The sequence below is a fragment of the Microcoleus sp. FACHB-831 genome (genome assembly GCF_014695585.1).
Classification (GTDB): domain Bacteria; phylum Cyanobacteriota; class Cyanobacteriia; order Cyanobacteriales; family FACHB-T130; genus FACHB-831.
The window spans coordinates 246,173-262,015 of sequence record NZ_JACJON010000067.1; the positions used below are offsets into that span (position 1 = coordinate 246,173).

16 protein-coding genes are annotated in these 15,843 nt (G+C 46.3%); 7 read left to right on the plus strand and 9 right to left on the minus strand.

Annotated features, from left to right (window positions below; translation table 11 throughout):
• Positions 1 to 199: 199 nt before the first annotated feature.
• From rbp to nrdJ (H6F77_RS19745), 4 genes are all read right to left on the minus strand, one after another.
• On the minus strand, positions 200 to 496 hold the full coding sequence (rbp, locus tag H6F77_RS19730) for an RNA-binding regulator (RefSeq protein ID WP_190490306.1): 297 nt from the start codon (positions 494 to 496) through the stop codon (positions 200 to 202).
• A 422-nt stretch (positions 497 to 918) separates the two neighbouring features.
• A complete protein-coding gene (locus H6F77_RS19735; RefSeq protein ID WP_190490309.1) occupies positions 919 to 1,137 on the minus strand; it encodes a ssl0294 family protein in 219 nt (72 codons plus the stop codon).
• Between the two features lie 61 nt (positions 1,138 to 1,198).
• Positions 1,199 to 2,272: a ribonucleoside-triphosphate reductase, adenosylcobalamin-dependent gene (nrdJ, locus tag H6F77_RS19740; RefSeq protein ID WP_242022340.1), complete on the minus strand. Its 1,074-nt coding sequence runs from the start codon at positions 2,270 to 2,272 to the stop codon at positions 1,199 to 1,201.
• Positions 2,273 to 2,515: 243 nt separating this feature from the next.
• Entirely contained in the window at positions 2,516 to 3,745 is a 1,230-nt protein-coding gene (nrdJ, locus tag H6F77_RS19745; protein WP_190490311.1) for a ribonucleoside-triphosphate reductase, adenosylcobalamin-dependent, read from the minus strand.
• Positions 3,746 to 4,137: 392 nt separating this feature from the next.
• On the opposite strand from nrdJ (H6F77_RS19745), the gene H6F77_RS19750 reads away from it, so the two are divergent.
• From H6F77_RS19750 to H6F77_RS19760, 3 genes are read left to right on the plus strand one after another with little or no spacing between them, the layout of a single operon-like run.
• The gene (locus H6F77_RS19750) at positions 4,138 to 5,778 is read left to right on the plus strand and encodes an AAA family ATPase (RefSeq protein ID WP_190490312.1); all 1,641 of its coding nucleotides are present in this window, start codon (positions 4,138 to 4,140) and stop codon (positions 5,776 to 5,778) included.
• Positions 5,726 to 6,808: a hypothetical protein gene (locus H6F77_RS19755; RefSeq protein WP_190490314.1), complete on the plus strand. Its 1,083-nt coding sequence runs from the start codon at positions 5,726 to 5,728 to the stop codon at positions 6,806 to 6,808. Before H6F77_RS19750 ends, H6F77_RS19755 begins: the two co-directional genes overlap by 53 nt.
• 15 nt (positions 6,809 to 6,823) lie before the next feature.
• Positions 6,824 to 7,405 carry an Npun_F5749 family FMN-dependent PPOX-type flavoprotein gene (locus H6F77_RS19760; protein ID WP_190490315.1) on the plus strand — a complete coding sequence of 194 codons (582 nt, stop codon included), beginning with the start codon at positions 6,824 to 6,826 and terminating at the stop codon, positions 7,403 to 7,405.
• Between the two features lie 36 nt (positions 7,406 to 7,441).
• Here the strand turns inward: H6F77_RS19760 and cysE are convergent, their stop codons facing one another.
• The 4 genes from cysE to H6F77_RS19780 form a co-directional block, all read right to left on the minus strand.
• Positions 7,442 to 8,224: a serine O-acetyltransferase gene (gene cysE, locus H6F77_RS19765; RefSeq protein WP_190490317.1), complete on the minus strand. Its 783-nt coding sequence runs from the start codon at positions 8,222 to 8,224 to the stop codon at positions 7,442 to 7,444.
• Between the two features lie 188 nt (positions 8,225 to 8,412).
• Complete coding sequence (locus tag H6F77_RS19770; RefSeq protein ID WP_199321427.1) at positions 8,413 to 8,901, minus strand: hypothetical protein; 489 nt, start codon at positions 8,899 to 8,901, stop codon at positions 8,413 to 8,415.
• 212 nt (positions 8,902 to 9,113) lie between these two features.
• Positions 9,114 to 9,836 (minus strand): alternative oxidase, encoded by a 723-nt coding sequence (locus tag H6F77_RS19775; protein ID WP_190490321.1) that lies wholly within the window; start codon positions 9,834 to 9,836, stop codon positions 9,114 to 9,116.
• A gap of 467 nt (positions 9,837 to 10,303) precedes the next feature.
• On the minus strand, positions 10,304 to 11,998 hold the full coding sequence (locus H6F77_RS19780) for a DUF3352 domain-containing protein (protein ID WP_190490323.1): 1,695 nt from the start codon (positions 11,996 to 11,998) through the stop codon (positions 10,304 to 10,306).
• Positions 11,999 to 12,149: 151 nt separating this feature from the next.
• Here H6F77_RS19780 and H6F77_RS19785 point away from each other — a divergent pair, with 151 nt between their 5' ends.
• The 4 genes from H6F77_RS19785 (at position 12,150) to H6F77_RS19800 (ending at position 15,480) form a co-directional block, all read left to right on the plus strand.
• On the plus strand, positions 12,150 to 12,509 hold the full coding sequence (locus tag H6F77_RS19785) for a rhodanese-like domain-containing protein (RefSeq protein WP_190490325.1): 360 nt from the start codon (positions 12,150 to 12,152) through the stop codon (positions 12,507 to 12,509).
• Between the two features lie 355 nt (positions 12,510 to 12,864).
• Positions 12,865 to 13,980 (plus strand): heat-inducible transcriptional repressor HrcA, encoded by a 1,116-nt coding sequence (gene hrcA / locus H6F77_RS19790; RefSeq protein WP_190490327.1) that lies wholly within the window; start codon positions 12,865 to 12,867, stop codon positions 13,978 to 13,980.
• Between the two features lie 44 nt (positions 13,981 to 14,024).
• Complete coding sequence (locus H6F77_RS19795) at positions 14,025 to 14,705, plus strand: DUF2834 domain-containing protein (RefSeq protein WP_190490329.1); 681 nt, start codon at positions 14,025 to 14,027, stop codon at positions 14,703 to 14,705.
• 91 nt (positions 14,706 to 14,796) lie between these two features.
• Positions 14,797 to 15,480: a hypothetical protein gene (locus H6F77_RS19800; protein ID WP_190490598.1), complete on the plus strand. Its 684-nt coding sequence runs from the start codon at positions 14,797 to 14,799 to the stop codon at positions 15,478 to 15,480.
• A 150-nt stretch (positions 15,481 to 15,630) separates the two neighbouring features.
• On the opposite strand, the gene H6F77_RS19805 is transcribed toward H6F77_RS19800, so the two are convergent.
• Positions 15,631 to 15,777 (minus strand): high light inducible protein, encoded by a 147-nt coding sequence (locus tag H6F77_RS19805; RefSeq protein ID WP_190490330.1) that lies wholly within the window; start codon positions 15,775 to 15,777, stop codon positions 15,631 to 15,633.
• Positions 15,778 to 15,843 lie beyond the last annotated feature (66 nt).

Consider the following 15,843-nt stretch of genomic DNA (forward strand, 5'->3'; position numbering starts at 1 on the left):
AACTATTCACAACTCTCAAATTGAGCCGTTTGGCACGAACCATCGCGAACGTGAGCGAGTGCCTACTTTCTGTTTTACATCGGCAGATACAACTAAGTTGGTTGTACCAGTTTCACTGCCCGGCCTATCCGACGATTGATGGGAGTTACCAAATCAGTGTATGTTACAAACTCTGAGAGCAGATGAATGGCTCAACAAGCTAAAATCTGCCCCGTTTAGCAGCAGCACCACCACCGCTGCGGCCTCCGTCGTCCTCGCGGGGTCTTGCTTTATTGACTTTTAGTTGACGCCCCATCCACTCTGCGCCATCCAATTCTGAAATAGCGGCATCTTCCTGGGCATCTTCTGTCATTTCAACAAAAGCAAATCCGCGCATGCGACCTGTTTCGCGGTCGGTGGGTAACACGACTCGCTTCACGGCGCCGTAGTCTGCAAATACTGCTTTCAAGTCTTCTTCGGTAGCTTGGTAAGACAGGTTTCCGATGTAAATAGTCATTGCGATCGATAAAGCTGAAGTAGAAACTAAAGCTCAGAGATCCTAGATGGCAAGACGTTGCCTTTGAAGCAAGGTCAAGACTTAATTTACCAATGGCGAATGGTTTAAAATTGCGACCACTTGTGCCGCAACAAAGCCTGAAACTCAACCACTGATAGGGCTGAACTTTAGATGTTTCGTCCTATGATAGCTTACTAAATTGGTCGTGAGTAGTTATTTAGCGTACACACTTGGTTTTCCCAAGTAGTTTTTTTTTGGTTAAAAATTGCTTTTCCGCATTCAAGTTAATAGCGGTTTGGGCTGGGTTAAGGTAATGCAAAGGGGCTGCCGTTTTACCAGCAGATCCCCGTTCGCGCTAACGGTAGCGATCGCCCCACCGCCTTCGGTTGTCATTGGGGAAGCGCCTTAGCCTTCCTTGCTCCTTAGTCGATTGATATCGACTGGGGGCCACTGCTTCTGCCGTTGTCACTTCCGCCATTAGAAGTCGTGTAGCTTGTAGTACCTGTCTGTTGATCTAGCCAGCTCTTTACTGGGTCATCCGAGAGATTGAGGCGGAACATACCAGAAAAGAAGCCGCCAAAGAAAGCGGCTGGCTGCTGGGCTAATTCTTTGAGGACGGGAGTGAATTCATCTAGGAACATTGAAAGTATCCTGGCTCTGCGGGTAGACTTGTTTCCACGCTCGATTCTAACGCGATCGCCACTATTGAGACTTTTGATCTGAAAACAGGCACTTATCCGAGTCACACCCAGCTGGGCCTGCTTCAGCAATCTCGCCTAGATCGTAGCGTTTCAAAGCAGCATGAAAATCATCCGTCTTGCGTCGCATTTCCACTTCTTTGACTGTCTGCTGATACTCCTGTTTTGTTATCGGCTCAAAGGGCAAGCGGGGGAATGTTTGATGAGCATCAAAACGCGCCAGGAGTGCTGCTGAAATATAGCCTTCATCATCTCGAATAGCTTCATAAATTCGAGTCCCTAGTGATTCTATTTCGTGTTCGCGCAGCTCTATTGTGGCGCTTGTGTTATGTCGAACATAGAATTTTTGGACTTGCATATAAAAGTCCATCTGAGCTAGGGCGCTGAATTTGCTAATGTCAATTTCATCAGCTCCCGGTAAATCGGCCCAAGCTACAGCAACCGGAATTTCTACCAGCCATTCCGAGCATCTTGGATCGAACGGATCGTTCAGAAGATTCCCATTTTCATCTTTGTCAGATTGAGAAGGAATGACATTGTAGCCGTAGTCGATGCATGCGAGGGCTACGGGATCGTTCTTTCTGAATGTAATGCGACGCAGGAAGCGTTGAGATTTGGGAGGATGCCAGCCTGGACTTGCACCAGTTAACAGAGATTTTGTGCCGCTAGGTTGAACTGTAGTGCAACGATTTGGGCGTTTGATATTGTGGCGATCGCAGTAATTCCAAACCACGCGATTCACAATATCTTTCCAGCGAGTTAGATATTCTTCTTCTTGCCGCTTAAACTCTAATCCCTGTGCAGTTTCAGGGCGTCCTTCTGTCCACCAGCGCAACCAATCTACCCCAAAGGCATTTACAAAAAAGTCAAATAAGCCTGTGAAGGATACTCCTACTATTGGATCTAGTTCGCGTGATTTACGGTATCGCTCTTCAACAAATTTGTGGTTAAGAAGTGCGGCAACAGATAATGCTCCCGCCGTAAAAGCTTCCTCCTGTTCTTTGTAGTTAAGCGGATCGATTTGATTGAGGTGTACCTCTGACAAATTACAGTGGAAGTTAGAGCCTATAATTTCCAAATTTGTTACCCTAAAGGCTTTTTATCCTTTAGTTCTACAGGTTTTATTTTCCCTGTAGTTCGGCGTACATTTTCACTTACTTTTGTTGTAAATGCCCCGCACTCTTGCCAGGATTATATTCTTCCTTTAGAAGGTTCACCTGGTACGCTCTACGGTGTTAAAGGCTTTTTATTTCCTTTAGTTACCTCGGAGTTAACATCTCAGTTTTCTCCGAATTTGCGGGGTTTTTAACGTGAGGCAAAATTACTTACCACACGGATTTAAACCAACACGTTGCAGCCGATGCTCTATCTCATCAGCAGGCAAGTTTGGATAGTTTTTATGGAACCAATCTGTGGCATTACCTTGTTCGTAAGCTTTGATAAAGTCAGTCTTTACTTCAAGTGTTGTTAGCAGGTCAGAGTTAGCTCTGGCTAATGCTTCTCCAGCCCATTGAATCGCACCTTCGCCCGAATAGTACTGTTTTTTTACAGCCTCAATACATTCTGACAATTCAGGCTTATGGTGAAAGACGCGGGTATGGTTTGCCATGCGAAGTGCATCTCGCTCTGGATCGATACGCCAGTTCCCCTGAGCATCTTGTTCCCAGAGGTTGCCTTTAGCATTAGCAAATGGCTCATCGTTGCTGTCTCCCTGTCTCATGCCAGCTGACCGCCTCACGTTGCCAGCAACCACGACAACTGCTGCTTCATCAATTAATAGACAGCATTCTACTGAATTTAATTGCCGTCCTACAGCTTTATTTAGAATTGACGCGCAACGTTGATAAAGTTCGGGTAATTTAATAGGATTGGCAACCCCACCAAAGCCTTTTAGAGGTTCTCCAGCTGGACGGATATTCTTCAGATCGATGACAACCTGAACTTCGCCTGCAAATTGCTCATCCGTAGATAATTCCAGCAAAGTTTGATAAGACTTTACCCAGCCTTGGCGGCTATCTCCCACATATATCGTGGCTTGATGGCTCTCGATTTTGACTTCTGTCAGTTCGCAGCGCAACTGAGCAGGGGTAGTGCCAATGTCCCCCTGCATTGTCACGACGAGACGATTACGAATGGGCGGGAGCTGATTAATATATTTTGGTTCGAGAACCGCTCCCGTGCCACAGCCCATCATTGCCAAATCCATCATTAGGCCAAATGCACGCCAATCTAGTACATTTGTACTTGTACAGTTGTACGCGCCTGAAAAGTTCTGTGGCTTCTCAATCCACTCGCTACCACCAACCCAAAGCCAGCGACCAGAGGGTAGGGCTTTTATCTGACGCTGCATACGGTCTATGATGGCTGCTTCTTGGGGGAGTAGCTCTCCGAGTTGGATTAAGCCTCGGAGCGTGCGATCGCACACTTCTCCCCACGCCTCGCGTCCTTTTTCCCTGCGACGGCTGTAAGTTCTGAAAAATACGGGATTGGCAGCGGGTGCAGTTTGCGGAAACTCGCTACTCTGGCTTACGCGCTCAAGCTCTCGAACCATAGGTCAAGTCTTTTTTATCTAGGAACCGATCGTCAGACTCAATACTATAAGCGATCGCAGATATAGGGTCAAAGCTTGCAAAAATACCCCTTTTGCCCTATATGTAGTTGACGGGTAAGCTGAGTGTGTGCGATCGCGTGTGTAAGAATTTGAACCGCCAAGACGCCCCAGCGAAGCGAAGGCGCTAGCCGTTAGAACGCCAAGGAAGAGAGGAAAAGAGCGATCGCGCGAAGGCTGTTGAGGGGAGGAGGCGCTCGGGTATTAAAGAATCAAACCGCCCCGCGCCCCGAAGCAGAGGAAGAGCTGAGCAATGGTGTATTAGATTATCCGTAGCCCGTAGCTGGGTGCAAGTCAGTTCGGCGCGTCCTGAGATATTTTAAAAGAACGGCCTAATGCTGACTTTAGGCTTCACAGGAGACAAGAGCGTGCTGCGCGAATACCAGCTTACTAATTTCAAAGCCTTTGCTGGGCCAGAAACAATTCCGATTCGTCCAATTACGCTCATCTATGGGCCAAACTCTTCTGGCAAGAGTTCCATTTTGCAATCGCTGTTGCTGCTTAAGCAAACTCTTCAAGAAGCCGAAAACCCAGAAACTCTTTTGCTACCTAAAGGCAATTTAGTTAACCTCGGTGGCTATCGTGAATTTATCCATCGCCACGATGTCAGCAAGCCATTCTCGTTCAAGGTACTTTTGGATGTAGACAAGCACGAAACACCAAATCCATTTGAAAACCTTGTCAGGGACAAGCTGATTCAGACTGCGCTTTTAGGTTTGCAAGTCACTTTCACTTACGACCAAAATACATCAAATGTCGTTTTCTCCTCAGTAGATGTATTTATTGGGGACGATTCCTCCCCAGCGGTTATCTATAAACCTGAAAAACAAGACAGTTTCGGAGTGGAACTAAGTAGTTATCAGGAGACTGTCCTCAAGCTAGACAACATAAACTATGCCTACAGCTTTTGGAAAGCTTGGTTTGATACTTACGGAGCAAAACTTGCCAAAAACGCACTTGCCGAGGTAAACAGTCATGTGCGTCAGAAAAATATTCGAGCTGCACAACTGCAACAACCTCAACACAAACAACGGTTGGAGAAACTTCAGAAGGAGATTGAGCAATTAATTCGGTTGCAGAAGCGCTTCGATAACTACACATTCGATGCCGCTATAGAAGACTTTTCAAAAGCGAATCTACATTCATTGATGCTGTGTCGGAACTTCCTGCCCGTCACGTCAAATGGTCTGCCTGGAGAGGAGTTTTCTAACCCAGAAATTCGCTATTTATTTCAGGAAAACAGACGCCATTGGCTACCAGACATTTTGGGTGTCACGCTTCAGGCTTGCTCTACGTTTAGACGTTTCCTAGAGAATACAATTTATATTGGCCCTTTGCGAGACTACCCTGAACGACTTTACATCTTGAGCGGTAACTCAAGCCAACAGGTAGGAAAATCTGGAAAGATGCTATCAGATATCCTGTTTAGAAATTCTGAACTTCTGAAACAGGTGAACGACCAACTAGAAGGCTTCGGTTTGGGATATGAACTCAAAGTTGCCGCCTACACTAACTACGAAACATCGGAACTGAGTGACGTTTTTGCCTTGCGCTTAGTTGATAAATACACTGGGGTGAATGTTAGCCTTCTGGATGTTGGATTTGGTATTAGCCAAGTGCTGCCAATCGTTGTTCAGAGTATGCTTTCACGCAACCAAACTCTGCTGATTGAACAGCCAGAAATTCATATTCACCCACGCCTGCAAGCTGAACTCGGTTCGCTACTGGCAGAGTGCATCAAACCTCCTTTCGAGAATCAGTTTATTATCGAAACTCACAGCGAACATTTGATGTTGCGCCTTCAGAAGTTAATTCGTAAGGGAGAGTTAAAGCCAGAAGATGTGTCGGTTATTTATGTAGCTCGTGACAATGACGGATCGAAGTGCTTACACTTAAGGTTAGATGAAGAAGGCGACTTTATTGATGAGTGGCCAGACGGGTTCTTTGAAGAAGACTTTAACGAGATTTTCCACTAATATGCTGGTGCGAACTATCCTGCTGCCTTCTGTATTTACTTCCATTCCTGAAGACCAAGCTAGTCTTTATAATAGCGTCATCTCACTACTGCAAAACTTAGAAAAAAATGGTGTAATTCTGATTGATGATAATAACTTTATCAAGACTGCTATGTCTGAAGGCGTTGACAAGTGGCCGTTGAAGTTCAGAAAGCCCGCATTGGTACTTCTTGAACAACTAAAGAAGAAAAATCGTTTAGTTGAATTGTCGCTAAATAGTAAAATCGAGGCAAATTGTATAGCCGCACCATGCCATAACTGTATTAGGATGGCGAAAGTCTACTTACCCCCTGCTATTATTGCTAGTGATAAGTGTAACCAATGTGCTAATAAACAGCTAACATCAGTTTCAACGGTTGATGTTGTTGATGTTGCTGAATATTCTATATCTAAATTCTTTAATGTACACCTCAATCAGCGCGATCGCCTTATTCTTAACAGTGAATGGAAACAGGACAAATTCGAGCAAGAAATTCTGATTCCTCTGTTTAGAGATGCGAAACATATAAAAATATACGACAGATGGATCGGGCGGTCGTTTTCAAACCCTCCTCATATAGGACAGATTGGAGATAACTACAAACTTACCTTAGAATGGATTCTTGATGTCTTTATCCGCAAGTCACGCTTGGGAATAAAAGGCATCTTTGAGGTATGCAGTGGCTTGGACACTCTTAGTATATCCAAAGCTAAAATACCAATACCAATTTTTGTGGCATCAATCCGTCAGTTTGAGTCTGATATAAGAACAGCATATAGTTTTCCTAACTTTAAAGTAACTATTAAGAAAGAAACCCAAAGAGATCAAATGCTTCACCAGCGGTATTTGATTACGAATCAGGTAGCGGTATCTATAGATCGCGGCTTTGACTTGCTTTTGGACAAAAGAACGAGTCCGTATCCACGCCGCGTGCGGGACGTAACGATCGCTTATTGTTCAGAACCGGGTAAAATCGAAAAAGCTGTGCGATCGCTCCCCGATTTACCCTAACTTATAATTTTATTGATGACTCTTGCTCCCTGGCGATCGCCCCTTGCTCGTGCCCTTCATCGTAACCGCAGCCAGCCAGAATCGCGCTACCTGCAACTGGCAACACTCCAAGCAGATGGACGACCTGCTAACCGTACAATAGTATTTCGCGGCTTTCTAGACGATACCAATCAACTCAAATTCGTCACAGACTCCCGCAGCCAAAAAGCAGAACAAATTGACCGTCAGCCTTGGGGGGAAGCTTGCTGGTATTTCACCAAAACCCGCGAACAATTCCGCATTGCTGGTAAATTAACTCTAGTAAGAGAAAATTATAACGACGCAGTGCTGCAACAAGCGCGTCATACTAGCTGGCAAGAACTCTCAGACGCGGCTAGGGTGCAATTTGCATGGCCTAATCCAGCAGAACCTAGAGCCAATACAGATGCTTTTGCGCCACCACCCCCAGCAGCGGACAAGCCACTAGAGAATTTTTGCCTACTGTTGCTAGAAGCCGTGCAGGTAGATCATCTGGAGTTGCGAGGCGAACCCCAAAATCGCTGGCTGTACAACTTCGACAGCGAGCAAGTATGGTCTGTTCAAGCCGTAAATCCCTGACATATTAAAAAGGGTGGGCATTGCCCACCCTTCTTATTAAATACCAGCACCATCTAAAAATTGCTGAATAGTTTTATCCCTAAGACGACAACTTTGAGCTGTTGCTGCGGAGTTATCATTGCTTGGTGGAAGTTCAGCTTTGAGTTGCGATTCCAGGCTGGCGATGACTGAAGTAGGAGTTTTTTGAGCGTTTTGCAGCTCTTGCAACTGCGTCTCTAGGGACTCCAAGCGGTCTACCAAGGCGCGAATCGCTGCGGCTTCGGAATCTGGGAGGCTTGCGTGTTCGAGGGGATTAACTTTCACGCCAGAGCGATAGACAATTCGACCCGGTATGCCCACAACGGTACAATCCGAAGGAACATCGCGCAATACAACCGACCCCGCGCCGATGCGGACGCTGTTGCCAATTTGAATATTCCCAAGAACCTTAGCACCAGCGCCGACTACTACATTTTCCCCTAAAGTGGGGTGACGCTTGCCGCATTCCTTGCCCGTCCCGCCGAGGGTAGCACCTTGGTAGATAAGAGCATAATCTCCCACAATGGCGGTTTCACCGATAACCACGCCCATGCCGTGATCGATAAAAACAGCCTTTCCAATGGTGGCACCAGGGTGAATTTCAATGCCAGTCAAGAAGCGAGCAAATTGGGAAATCAACCGGGGGATGAAGGGCATTCCCAGTATGTGTAGCCAGTGGGCAAGGCGATGAAACATAAGCGCCTGCAAACCGGGATAGCAGAACAAAACTTCCAGCCAGTTGCGGGCGGCTGGGTCGCGCTCAAAGATGATACGGAAGTCAGCTAGCAGCGTAGACAGCACAAGTGGTTCGCCATTTGGGTAAAACAGGTTATTTCGATCTTAGCTTTTCTGGTGGTGTTATACAGATCTCAAAGACCTAAATGCGAGATTTTGCAATTTAAATTTTTGATTTTGCATTGTAAACAAGGTTTTGTCATTAATTTATGTGCAAAAAATTTATGACAAACGACTAAGGACAATTTAAAATTCTAAGGCTGCTCGACAGAAACTTGGTAATTCCACTTTTGCCCAGTTTCAATAGAACCCACCCAGACCAGATATTTACCAGATTTCCAGTTTGTGTCTTCAACGCTGGCATCTTTTCTGGAACCAGTGTCATCGCCACAGCGAATAACGTCTTCTGGCCCTTTGATTATCAAGGTTGTGTCTTTACCGCCGCTATTTACTCTTACTCTGAGTTTGGGGAAGTCTTGTTGTAAGTGAATGATGTGATCGGGCTTTTGAGAACCGAACCCGATACACTGGTTTTTATTGCGATCGCTGCTCTCTTTCTTAAGTGCAAGCACAATAGAAGGCAGGGAGAATGAACCACCTGTATTGCCTGATACGACTGCTTGCGACGACTTAAAGCCAGGTGCTAGAGTTAGTGAATCAAAATTCGCAGTCTGCGCTAAAACGGGCAGTGCGATTACCGCTGGCATCAACGCCAGAAAACCACGAGCTGTAAAGCGCAGCATTGTCAAAACCATCCTAATGTTGCTGGGAGTTGATATCTCATCCCAGAGCAAACAGAATACTACTTAACTACTTAAAGTTGTAGTCAAGTTTGAATCATTTTATTAAAACAATGGTGCCACTAGCCTTTCTGCCACAGTGCGAAAGCAATGAAACCCGGTTTCGCCAAAACTGACTGCGTAACCGGGTTTACGATCCAAGGCTGGCTGAGAATTTAACGCGGCGCCGAGACTAATTCAACCTCAAGTTCTTTATCGGTTACAGGTGGCAGGACTGCATTCTGTTCTAGTAATGCTTGTGTGTGGGGACTCTTGAAGTTTTTTTGAGCATCCGGCTTTTGGCAAGCCAACATTGTCTTGACGTGTTCGCTTTCGTCATCGCGGATGTTGACAAATACATCATACAAGCTGTCAACCATAGGGCGACGAGTTTCAGGCGTGCCGCAGGATTGAAACTCGTCGAACATATAAAGATCGCCGTCGCGGTAGTATTTGATAGCTACTAAGGGTGCGGGTTGTGCTTTTAGTTCTGCTTCATGTTCGCGCACAAATGTATCGTAGGTGTGATGGGCGTGTTCTTCCACCAGTTGCATGAAGTAGTAGGCGGTGCGGGGCGAAACCATATAGAGTGCCACAACTACCCAGTAATAGAATAGAGCTGTAGTTTGGGCAAGGAAGCGATCGCTCCAGTGTTTGTTGCCACCCAACGATTCCATAATCAGTAGGTGGTGCAGCTCGTTCCAAGATTCGGCAAAGTGTACTTTTAGCCAGTCGGCTTTGCGCCAAAGTCCCAGGGTTTCGTAGAGGTGCAGAACCGAGAGGAAAGAAAAGTAGGGGACGCGAGCAACTGTCTCTAGGACGTAGAAGCGCTGATAGGGGCGATCGCGGTAAAGTTTGTCAATTACGAACACGAGTACGCCCACAAGAAATCTAATCATCTAAGCCTACCGCAGGAGTAATAAGAGTGGCTGAAAATTAGCCGGGAGAACGGTGCCACTGGCTTTGTTCTCCTATTTTCGATCGTAGCGATCCCCGTAGAGTTGGGCATCACCCAGTCAGGTTATCTGTGGTGAGAATTCCGATCCAGCAGGTGTTCGGTAGTCGAAACCGAATTTTTATCTAGAAAAACCCAGAATTGGGGGGAGACCCCCAAACCCCCCGTTGGGGGACGGGGTGCGTCCCCCAAACCCCCTCCACATGAAAGGTGTGTTTTTGCTGGTGCAGAATTTGGCGCTGGGGAGATTGTCAAAAATTTGGTCGAGATGAAAGTTGTATGTGTCGCTGAGGGAATGATTCCCTAGCGACACTTTGAAAAGTTTGAGGGATATTAAGGGGCGGGGGCAGCCCGAGAAAGGGAGCTTATTGTATTTTGAGATGAGTATACTGTCCGTCTGGCTACAAGAACTTAGTCTTTATTTTTACCCAGACGGAAGAATATCTGGCTGCGTTGGACGCCATCGGACGCACCTTGGGAAGTGAGACTTAGCGATCGCAGGTTGTCGAATAAGGGTTTACCGACAAGTTCGACAAAGGGCAATATTGGTACTTGGCGCTCTAAAAGCGACTGACTTGCAGCCCAGTCTACATAAAGATAGCCATTATTGGGAGTCGTGAAAGGCGCGATCGCATCTTTGAAATTACCACTAACTACAAGGGGATCGGAGCTTGCTTTAAGCGCTCGATCCATTGCTTCAATTGATGTTGTGAAAATTTCATATTTACCCGCTGTTGCGTGGACTCCCTGCACCTGAGCGTTTAGTACAACTGGGCCGTTTTGTTTACCTTCTTTGGTAGCAGTAGCAGTTGTCAGCTTTGTCCACGCAGAAATGTCTCTATCTTCGAGTGGTAGGGAACCAATGCTGAATCCCCGCTGTTTGGCAACAGCGTCCAAATGTTCAATTCCTGATTCTGCTTTATCAGATTTTTCTGCAACAAAAATCCAATCGGGATAGTTTCTATCTGGACGAGGTAATAAGGCTAAGGCGTACTCTCCTTCCACCCAGCTAAAAATATCAGCAGGTAGTTGAATTCCCCAACGATCCTGGAGGCTTGCTATTGATTGATTGAGGAATTGCGAGAGGGTATTGTCACCTGATAATGCAGGCTGCAACCGATCCCAAAGTTGATTGAGGTTGGTGCTGGCGGCGACAAACCCGCTTGTTTGCGGTATGTATTGTAAGGCGGCTACTGGTTGAGAAAGGGTTGGGGTAGTAGCGGTTATTTTTTCATTACTTCCCCCCAGCAGTGCTGTTTCTGCGAGAATTCCTTGGTTGTTGAGCGAAAGGGCGATCGCCAGACTTTCATAGCCTTTTGGTGCTAGAGAGGCTGAGTTATTTCCTATGCGTTCAGTCAGTGCGGGTAGATTCACAAAACTGAGGGCAATTCGAGGCTGGGTAATGCTCTGCAATGCCAGTTGGTAGGAACTAGAATTACTCAGGCTGAGAGTAGGAGCTTGGACGTTATTAATGGCATCTCGCAGCACTTTGGGATCGTTGGCAAATAAGACAAAGCGATCGCCGACAACTGCGCTAGCTACAGACTTTTTCTTTTCTGACGTTTGATTTTTGTAAATCAGCTTAACGCCTTGGTATTGTTCAAAGACTAAATCTGTTTCTAATTCAGATTGTTTTTGCCAGAAGAGTTGTACAAACTCTTTACTCTTTTCGGGATCTTTAGTTGTGGCTGCAAGCAGATACCCTGGCTGCTTGCCATTCTGCGCTTCCCGGTCAAAATCTAAGGTGGTAACGGCTAGAGTTATTTCGTCACCCAGCCAGGGTTGGATATCGCGCTGGTAGTCTACGCCAGTGTTAGCGAGTAAGTTTTGTTTGAGTTCGTCTAGGTCCAAACGCGATCGCTTGCCTTCTCCAAGACTGGCTACAATCTTCTCAAACCCATCTAAGCGGTCTGGATTGACCAACAAAGATACCATAGCGGGAGCTTGTGAAGGCACAAACATGGCAGCCTCCGGGGTCGCCGTCTCTCCCCCCCCCAGTAGATTGAGCGGACTTCGGTTCGTCAGCCAGTAAAATCCACCAGCACTAATTAAGAGCAGCACTACGACGCCAGCTGCTAGGGCATAGAAAAACGAGCTACGCTTCATGTTGCAAATCCAGACTCCGCGATCGCAATCAGCTAGAGATAATCCATAGGCCAGAACCTATTATTTCAGTTCAGTGGCCTTCCCACATATTAAGATGTCCTTATTGATTGTTATTGGCAACGCTGTCTAGTTAACCTCTCCCCACAGCCTGATGTCAGCCCAATTTTTCACTAATTCCATTCCCCAGATTAGCGTAGATGAGCTAGCAGCTCGCATGGCTTCTTCCCCCGATGGGCTGCAACTGCTGGATGTGCGAGAGCCTCAAGAACTAGAGCTAGCTCATCTCGACGGCTTCGCCAACTTACCTTTAAGCGAATTTGCCGAATGGTCTGGCCAAATCCAGCATCGCTTCGACCCCCACGCGGAGACGCTTGTACTCTGCCATCACGGTATCCGCTCTGCCCAAATGTGTCAGTGGCTAACCGCTCAGGGCTTCACCAATGTCAAAAATATCGCTGGTGGAATCGATGCTTACTCGCTGATGGTCGATCGTAATATTCCTCGCTACTAAGCATCTGTTGAGTGTAAATCCCTGCTAAGCATTCGTACACCCCGTCGGAGGGGAGGATGCTAACGCATTACCCACGCTCTGCGGCTATATAGAGCCGTTAGGGAAACTGCTGTAGCTCTTGCTGGGGAAAAGACAGCAGCCATTATTTTGATTTAACCTGAATATATAAGCCTTACTGAAAGCCGCGCTTTTGGCTCTTGTTAATTTAGTCATGCTCTTAGGTATACATTGGCTAGCTGTCACTGCTGGACTGGTTTAGCAGGAATGCTGGCTTATAATCTTTTCTTAATAAGGATTTCGCAGAATCGTTAATTTTTTTAAAACCTGATTAAATTGAGCTGACGCTCCAAAAGTTATGCAAGTGAGTCTGACCGATCGGCAACAACGCATTCTGTGGGCTACTGTCCGTCACTATATTGCGACGGCGGAGCCTGTTGGCTCGAAAGCTTTGGTGGACGAATACAATCTGCGTGTTAGCCCAGCAACGATTCGCACTGCTATGGGCGTTTTAGAAAAAGCTGGTTTGCTATATCAACCCCACACTTCGGCTGGACGAATTCCTTCTGATTCGGGCTATCGCATTTATGTTGACAACCTAATAATGCCTTCGGATGACTTAGGGCTGAAGGTAGAGCAGTTGTTCGCAAAGCGGCTAAATTGGGAAAATTCAAGTTTTGAAGCATTGCTACACGGCGCGGCGCAAATCTTGGCGACGCTGAGTGGGTATATTACTTTGATTACGATGCCTCAGCCTCGTACTGCACGGTTGCGGCATTTGCAGTTGGTGCAGATAGATCCGGGCCGGGTGATGCTGATTGTGGTTACAGATGCTTATGAAACGCAGTCTGTGTTGATGGAGTTGCCCAAGCCGGAGTCAGATGCAACGCCACGCGATGCGGAGATTGTGGAGAGGGAGTTGCAAATTTTGTCGAACTTTTTGAACACTCAGTTGAGGGAGCGATCGCTCTCGGAATTGGCGACGCTAGATTGGAGCGAGTTAGATCGACAATTTGAATGCTATGGCGATTTCCTGAAAACTTTGCTCGCAGAATTAACTCGTCGCAGTCAGCCGCCAACTTCGACGCCGATTATGATTCGTGGCGTGTCGGAGGTGTTGCGTCAGCCAGAATTTTCCGAGTTGCAGCAAGTCCAGATGCTTTTGCACCTATTGGAAGAGGAACAAGACCAGCTTTGGCCTTTAATCTTTGAATTGCCTACACCATATGTTTCAGGTGGGGCTGGTATGCCACAACAGTCTCAACAAAAGCGGGTTAAGGTGCGTATTGGCACGGAAAATCCTTTGGAACCAATGCGTACTTGTACGCTAATTTCTGCAACTTACAGGCAAGGGTCGGTTCCGGTGGGGAGTGTGGGTGTGTTGGGGCCAACGCGGATGGTATACGAAAATGCGATCGCCCTTGTTGAAGCCGCAGCAGATTTTCTTTCTGATGCCCTCTCTCAAACCGCTTAATTAAGCTATGAGCTACTACTCTTTTCTCCTCATTCCTCAGTTTTATGGCTAGAAAAATTGCATTTTGGTTGCTGTGGGTCGGGTTTGTCAGTTATGCCTTTTTTTTAGCCCCTCCCAATCAACCAGATACGTTTGAACTAATTAAGGATCTTTCAACTGGCAAGTGGGAAGGTATCAACACCCTGATTGTGTCGCTATTTAATATCATGGGTGTCTGGCCGATAATCTACAGTTGCTTGCTATTTATTGATGGCAAAGGACAAAAAATACCAGCGTGGCCTTTTGCTTTGCTCTCTTTTGGGGTGGGGGCATTTGCTATCTTGCCTTATCTGGCGCTACGGGAACGGAAACGAGAATTTATTGGGCAAAAGAATCTGTTTTTGAAACTGTTAGATTCTCGCTGGACTGGTGTTGCTTTAACTATAGGCGCGATCGCTTTGGTTGCTTATGGTTTGCAGGGAGCAAATTGGGCAGATTATGTTCAACAGTTCCAAACCAGCCGTTTCATCCATGTAATGAGTCTGGATTTCTGCCTGCTGTGTTTGTTATTTCCAGCACTTTTGGGCGATGACATGGCGCGGCGGGGCATAAACAATTCCGCACTTTTTTGGGCAGTTTCTCTCTTGCCTCTTTTTGGCCCTTTGGCGTATTTGTGCTTGCGCCCTCCTACGCCAGAAAGCAGTGCCGATGTAGTCAGCCCTAAGCAGCAAGCAGCTTCAACTTAACTACTTATACTTGACCAGAGACAGACGCCAACTCTTTTGGTTCTACTTTAAATTTAGTTGAGCCAGAAGTGTGAAATCATCGGTCAAGTTTATGGGTAGAAAAATTGCTTTGTGGTTGGTATGGGTTGGATTTATAGCCTATGTTTTGCTGCTGGCTCCTCCATTTCACTTGGAAGAAACACTGACGCTGATTAAAAATTTATTAACCCTTCAGTGGGCAGATATCAACGCAATTATCCTGACAATATTCTCCCTAGTAGGCATCTGGCTGCAAATTTACTGCTGTCTGATGTTCATTGATGGCAGAATGCAAAATATACGTGCATGGCCTTTTCTTTTAGCAGCAGTGGGAACGGGAGTTATTGGGCTGTTACCTTATTTAGCATTGCGCGAACCCAATCAAGAGTTTTCTGGACGAAAAGATGGTTTGCTGAAGCTTGTTGACTCGCGCTCGACAGGAGTGGTTTTATTATTAAGTACGGTGGTATTGCTTGCCTACGGCTTGTTTGTTGGAGATTGGGAAGATTTTATTGCTCAATTTCAAAGCGATCGCTTTATTAATGGCATGAGTTTGGCGGTTTGTCTGTTCGCCGTTGTATTCCCGACGCTTTTGGGCGATGATATGGCTCGTCGCGGTTTAAATAATTCTGGACTGTTTTGGACAGTAGCTTTAGTTCCGTTACTTGGCCCGCTTGCCTATCTTTGTCTGCGTCCGCCTTTGCCCGAAAGTAGCGATCGCTCCGTACAGCAGACTGTTACCAGCACTATGCGATAGTGCAAGGTAGCGCATGGGTTGGTTTTAATATCTAACACTGTATCTAGCTTCAAGATAGGCTGGCAAACTCAGCAATTTATATAATTGCCAGCCTGACTAAGAAGCGTGGGGAATAAGCTTGAGTATGGTCGTGAAGTAGAATCTCGCTATTCAAATCCAATTTAGGTAAGCGACAAAACCGAGCATAGCCAAGCGCTCGTTCCAAACTTCTGACTGGGGAGCAAATTCAAACTCAAAGCCCTTGCGCTCTTTTTTCTTCACTGAGGTTTCAGTTGCATTGCTGGTAGAAGTTTCCATTGTGGATTTCCCTCAATAAGCTTGTTATGCATTTCATGCTATTGAACCATCACTATATATTTATCT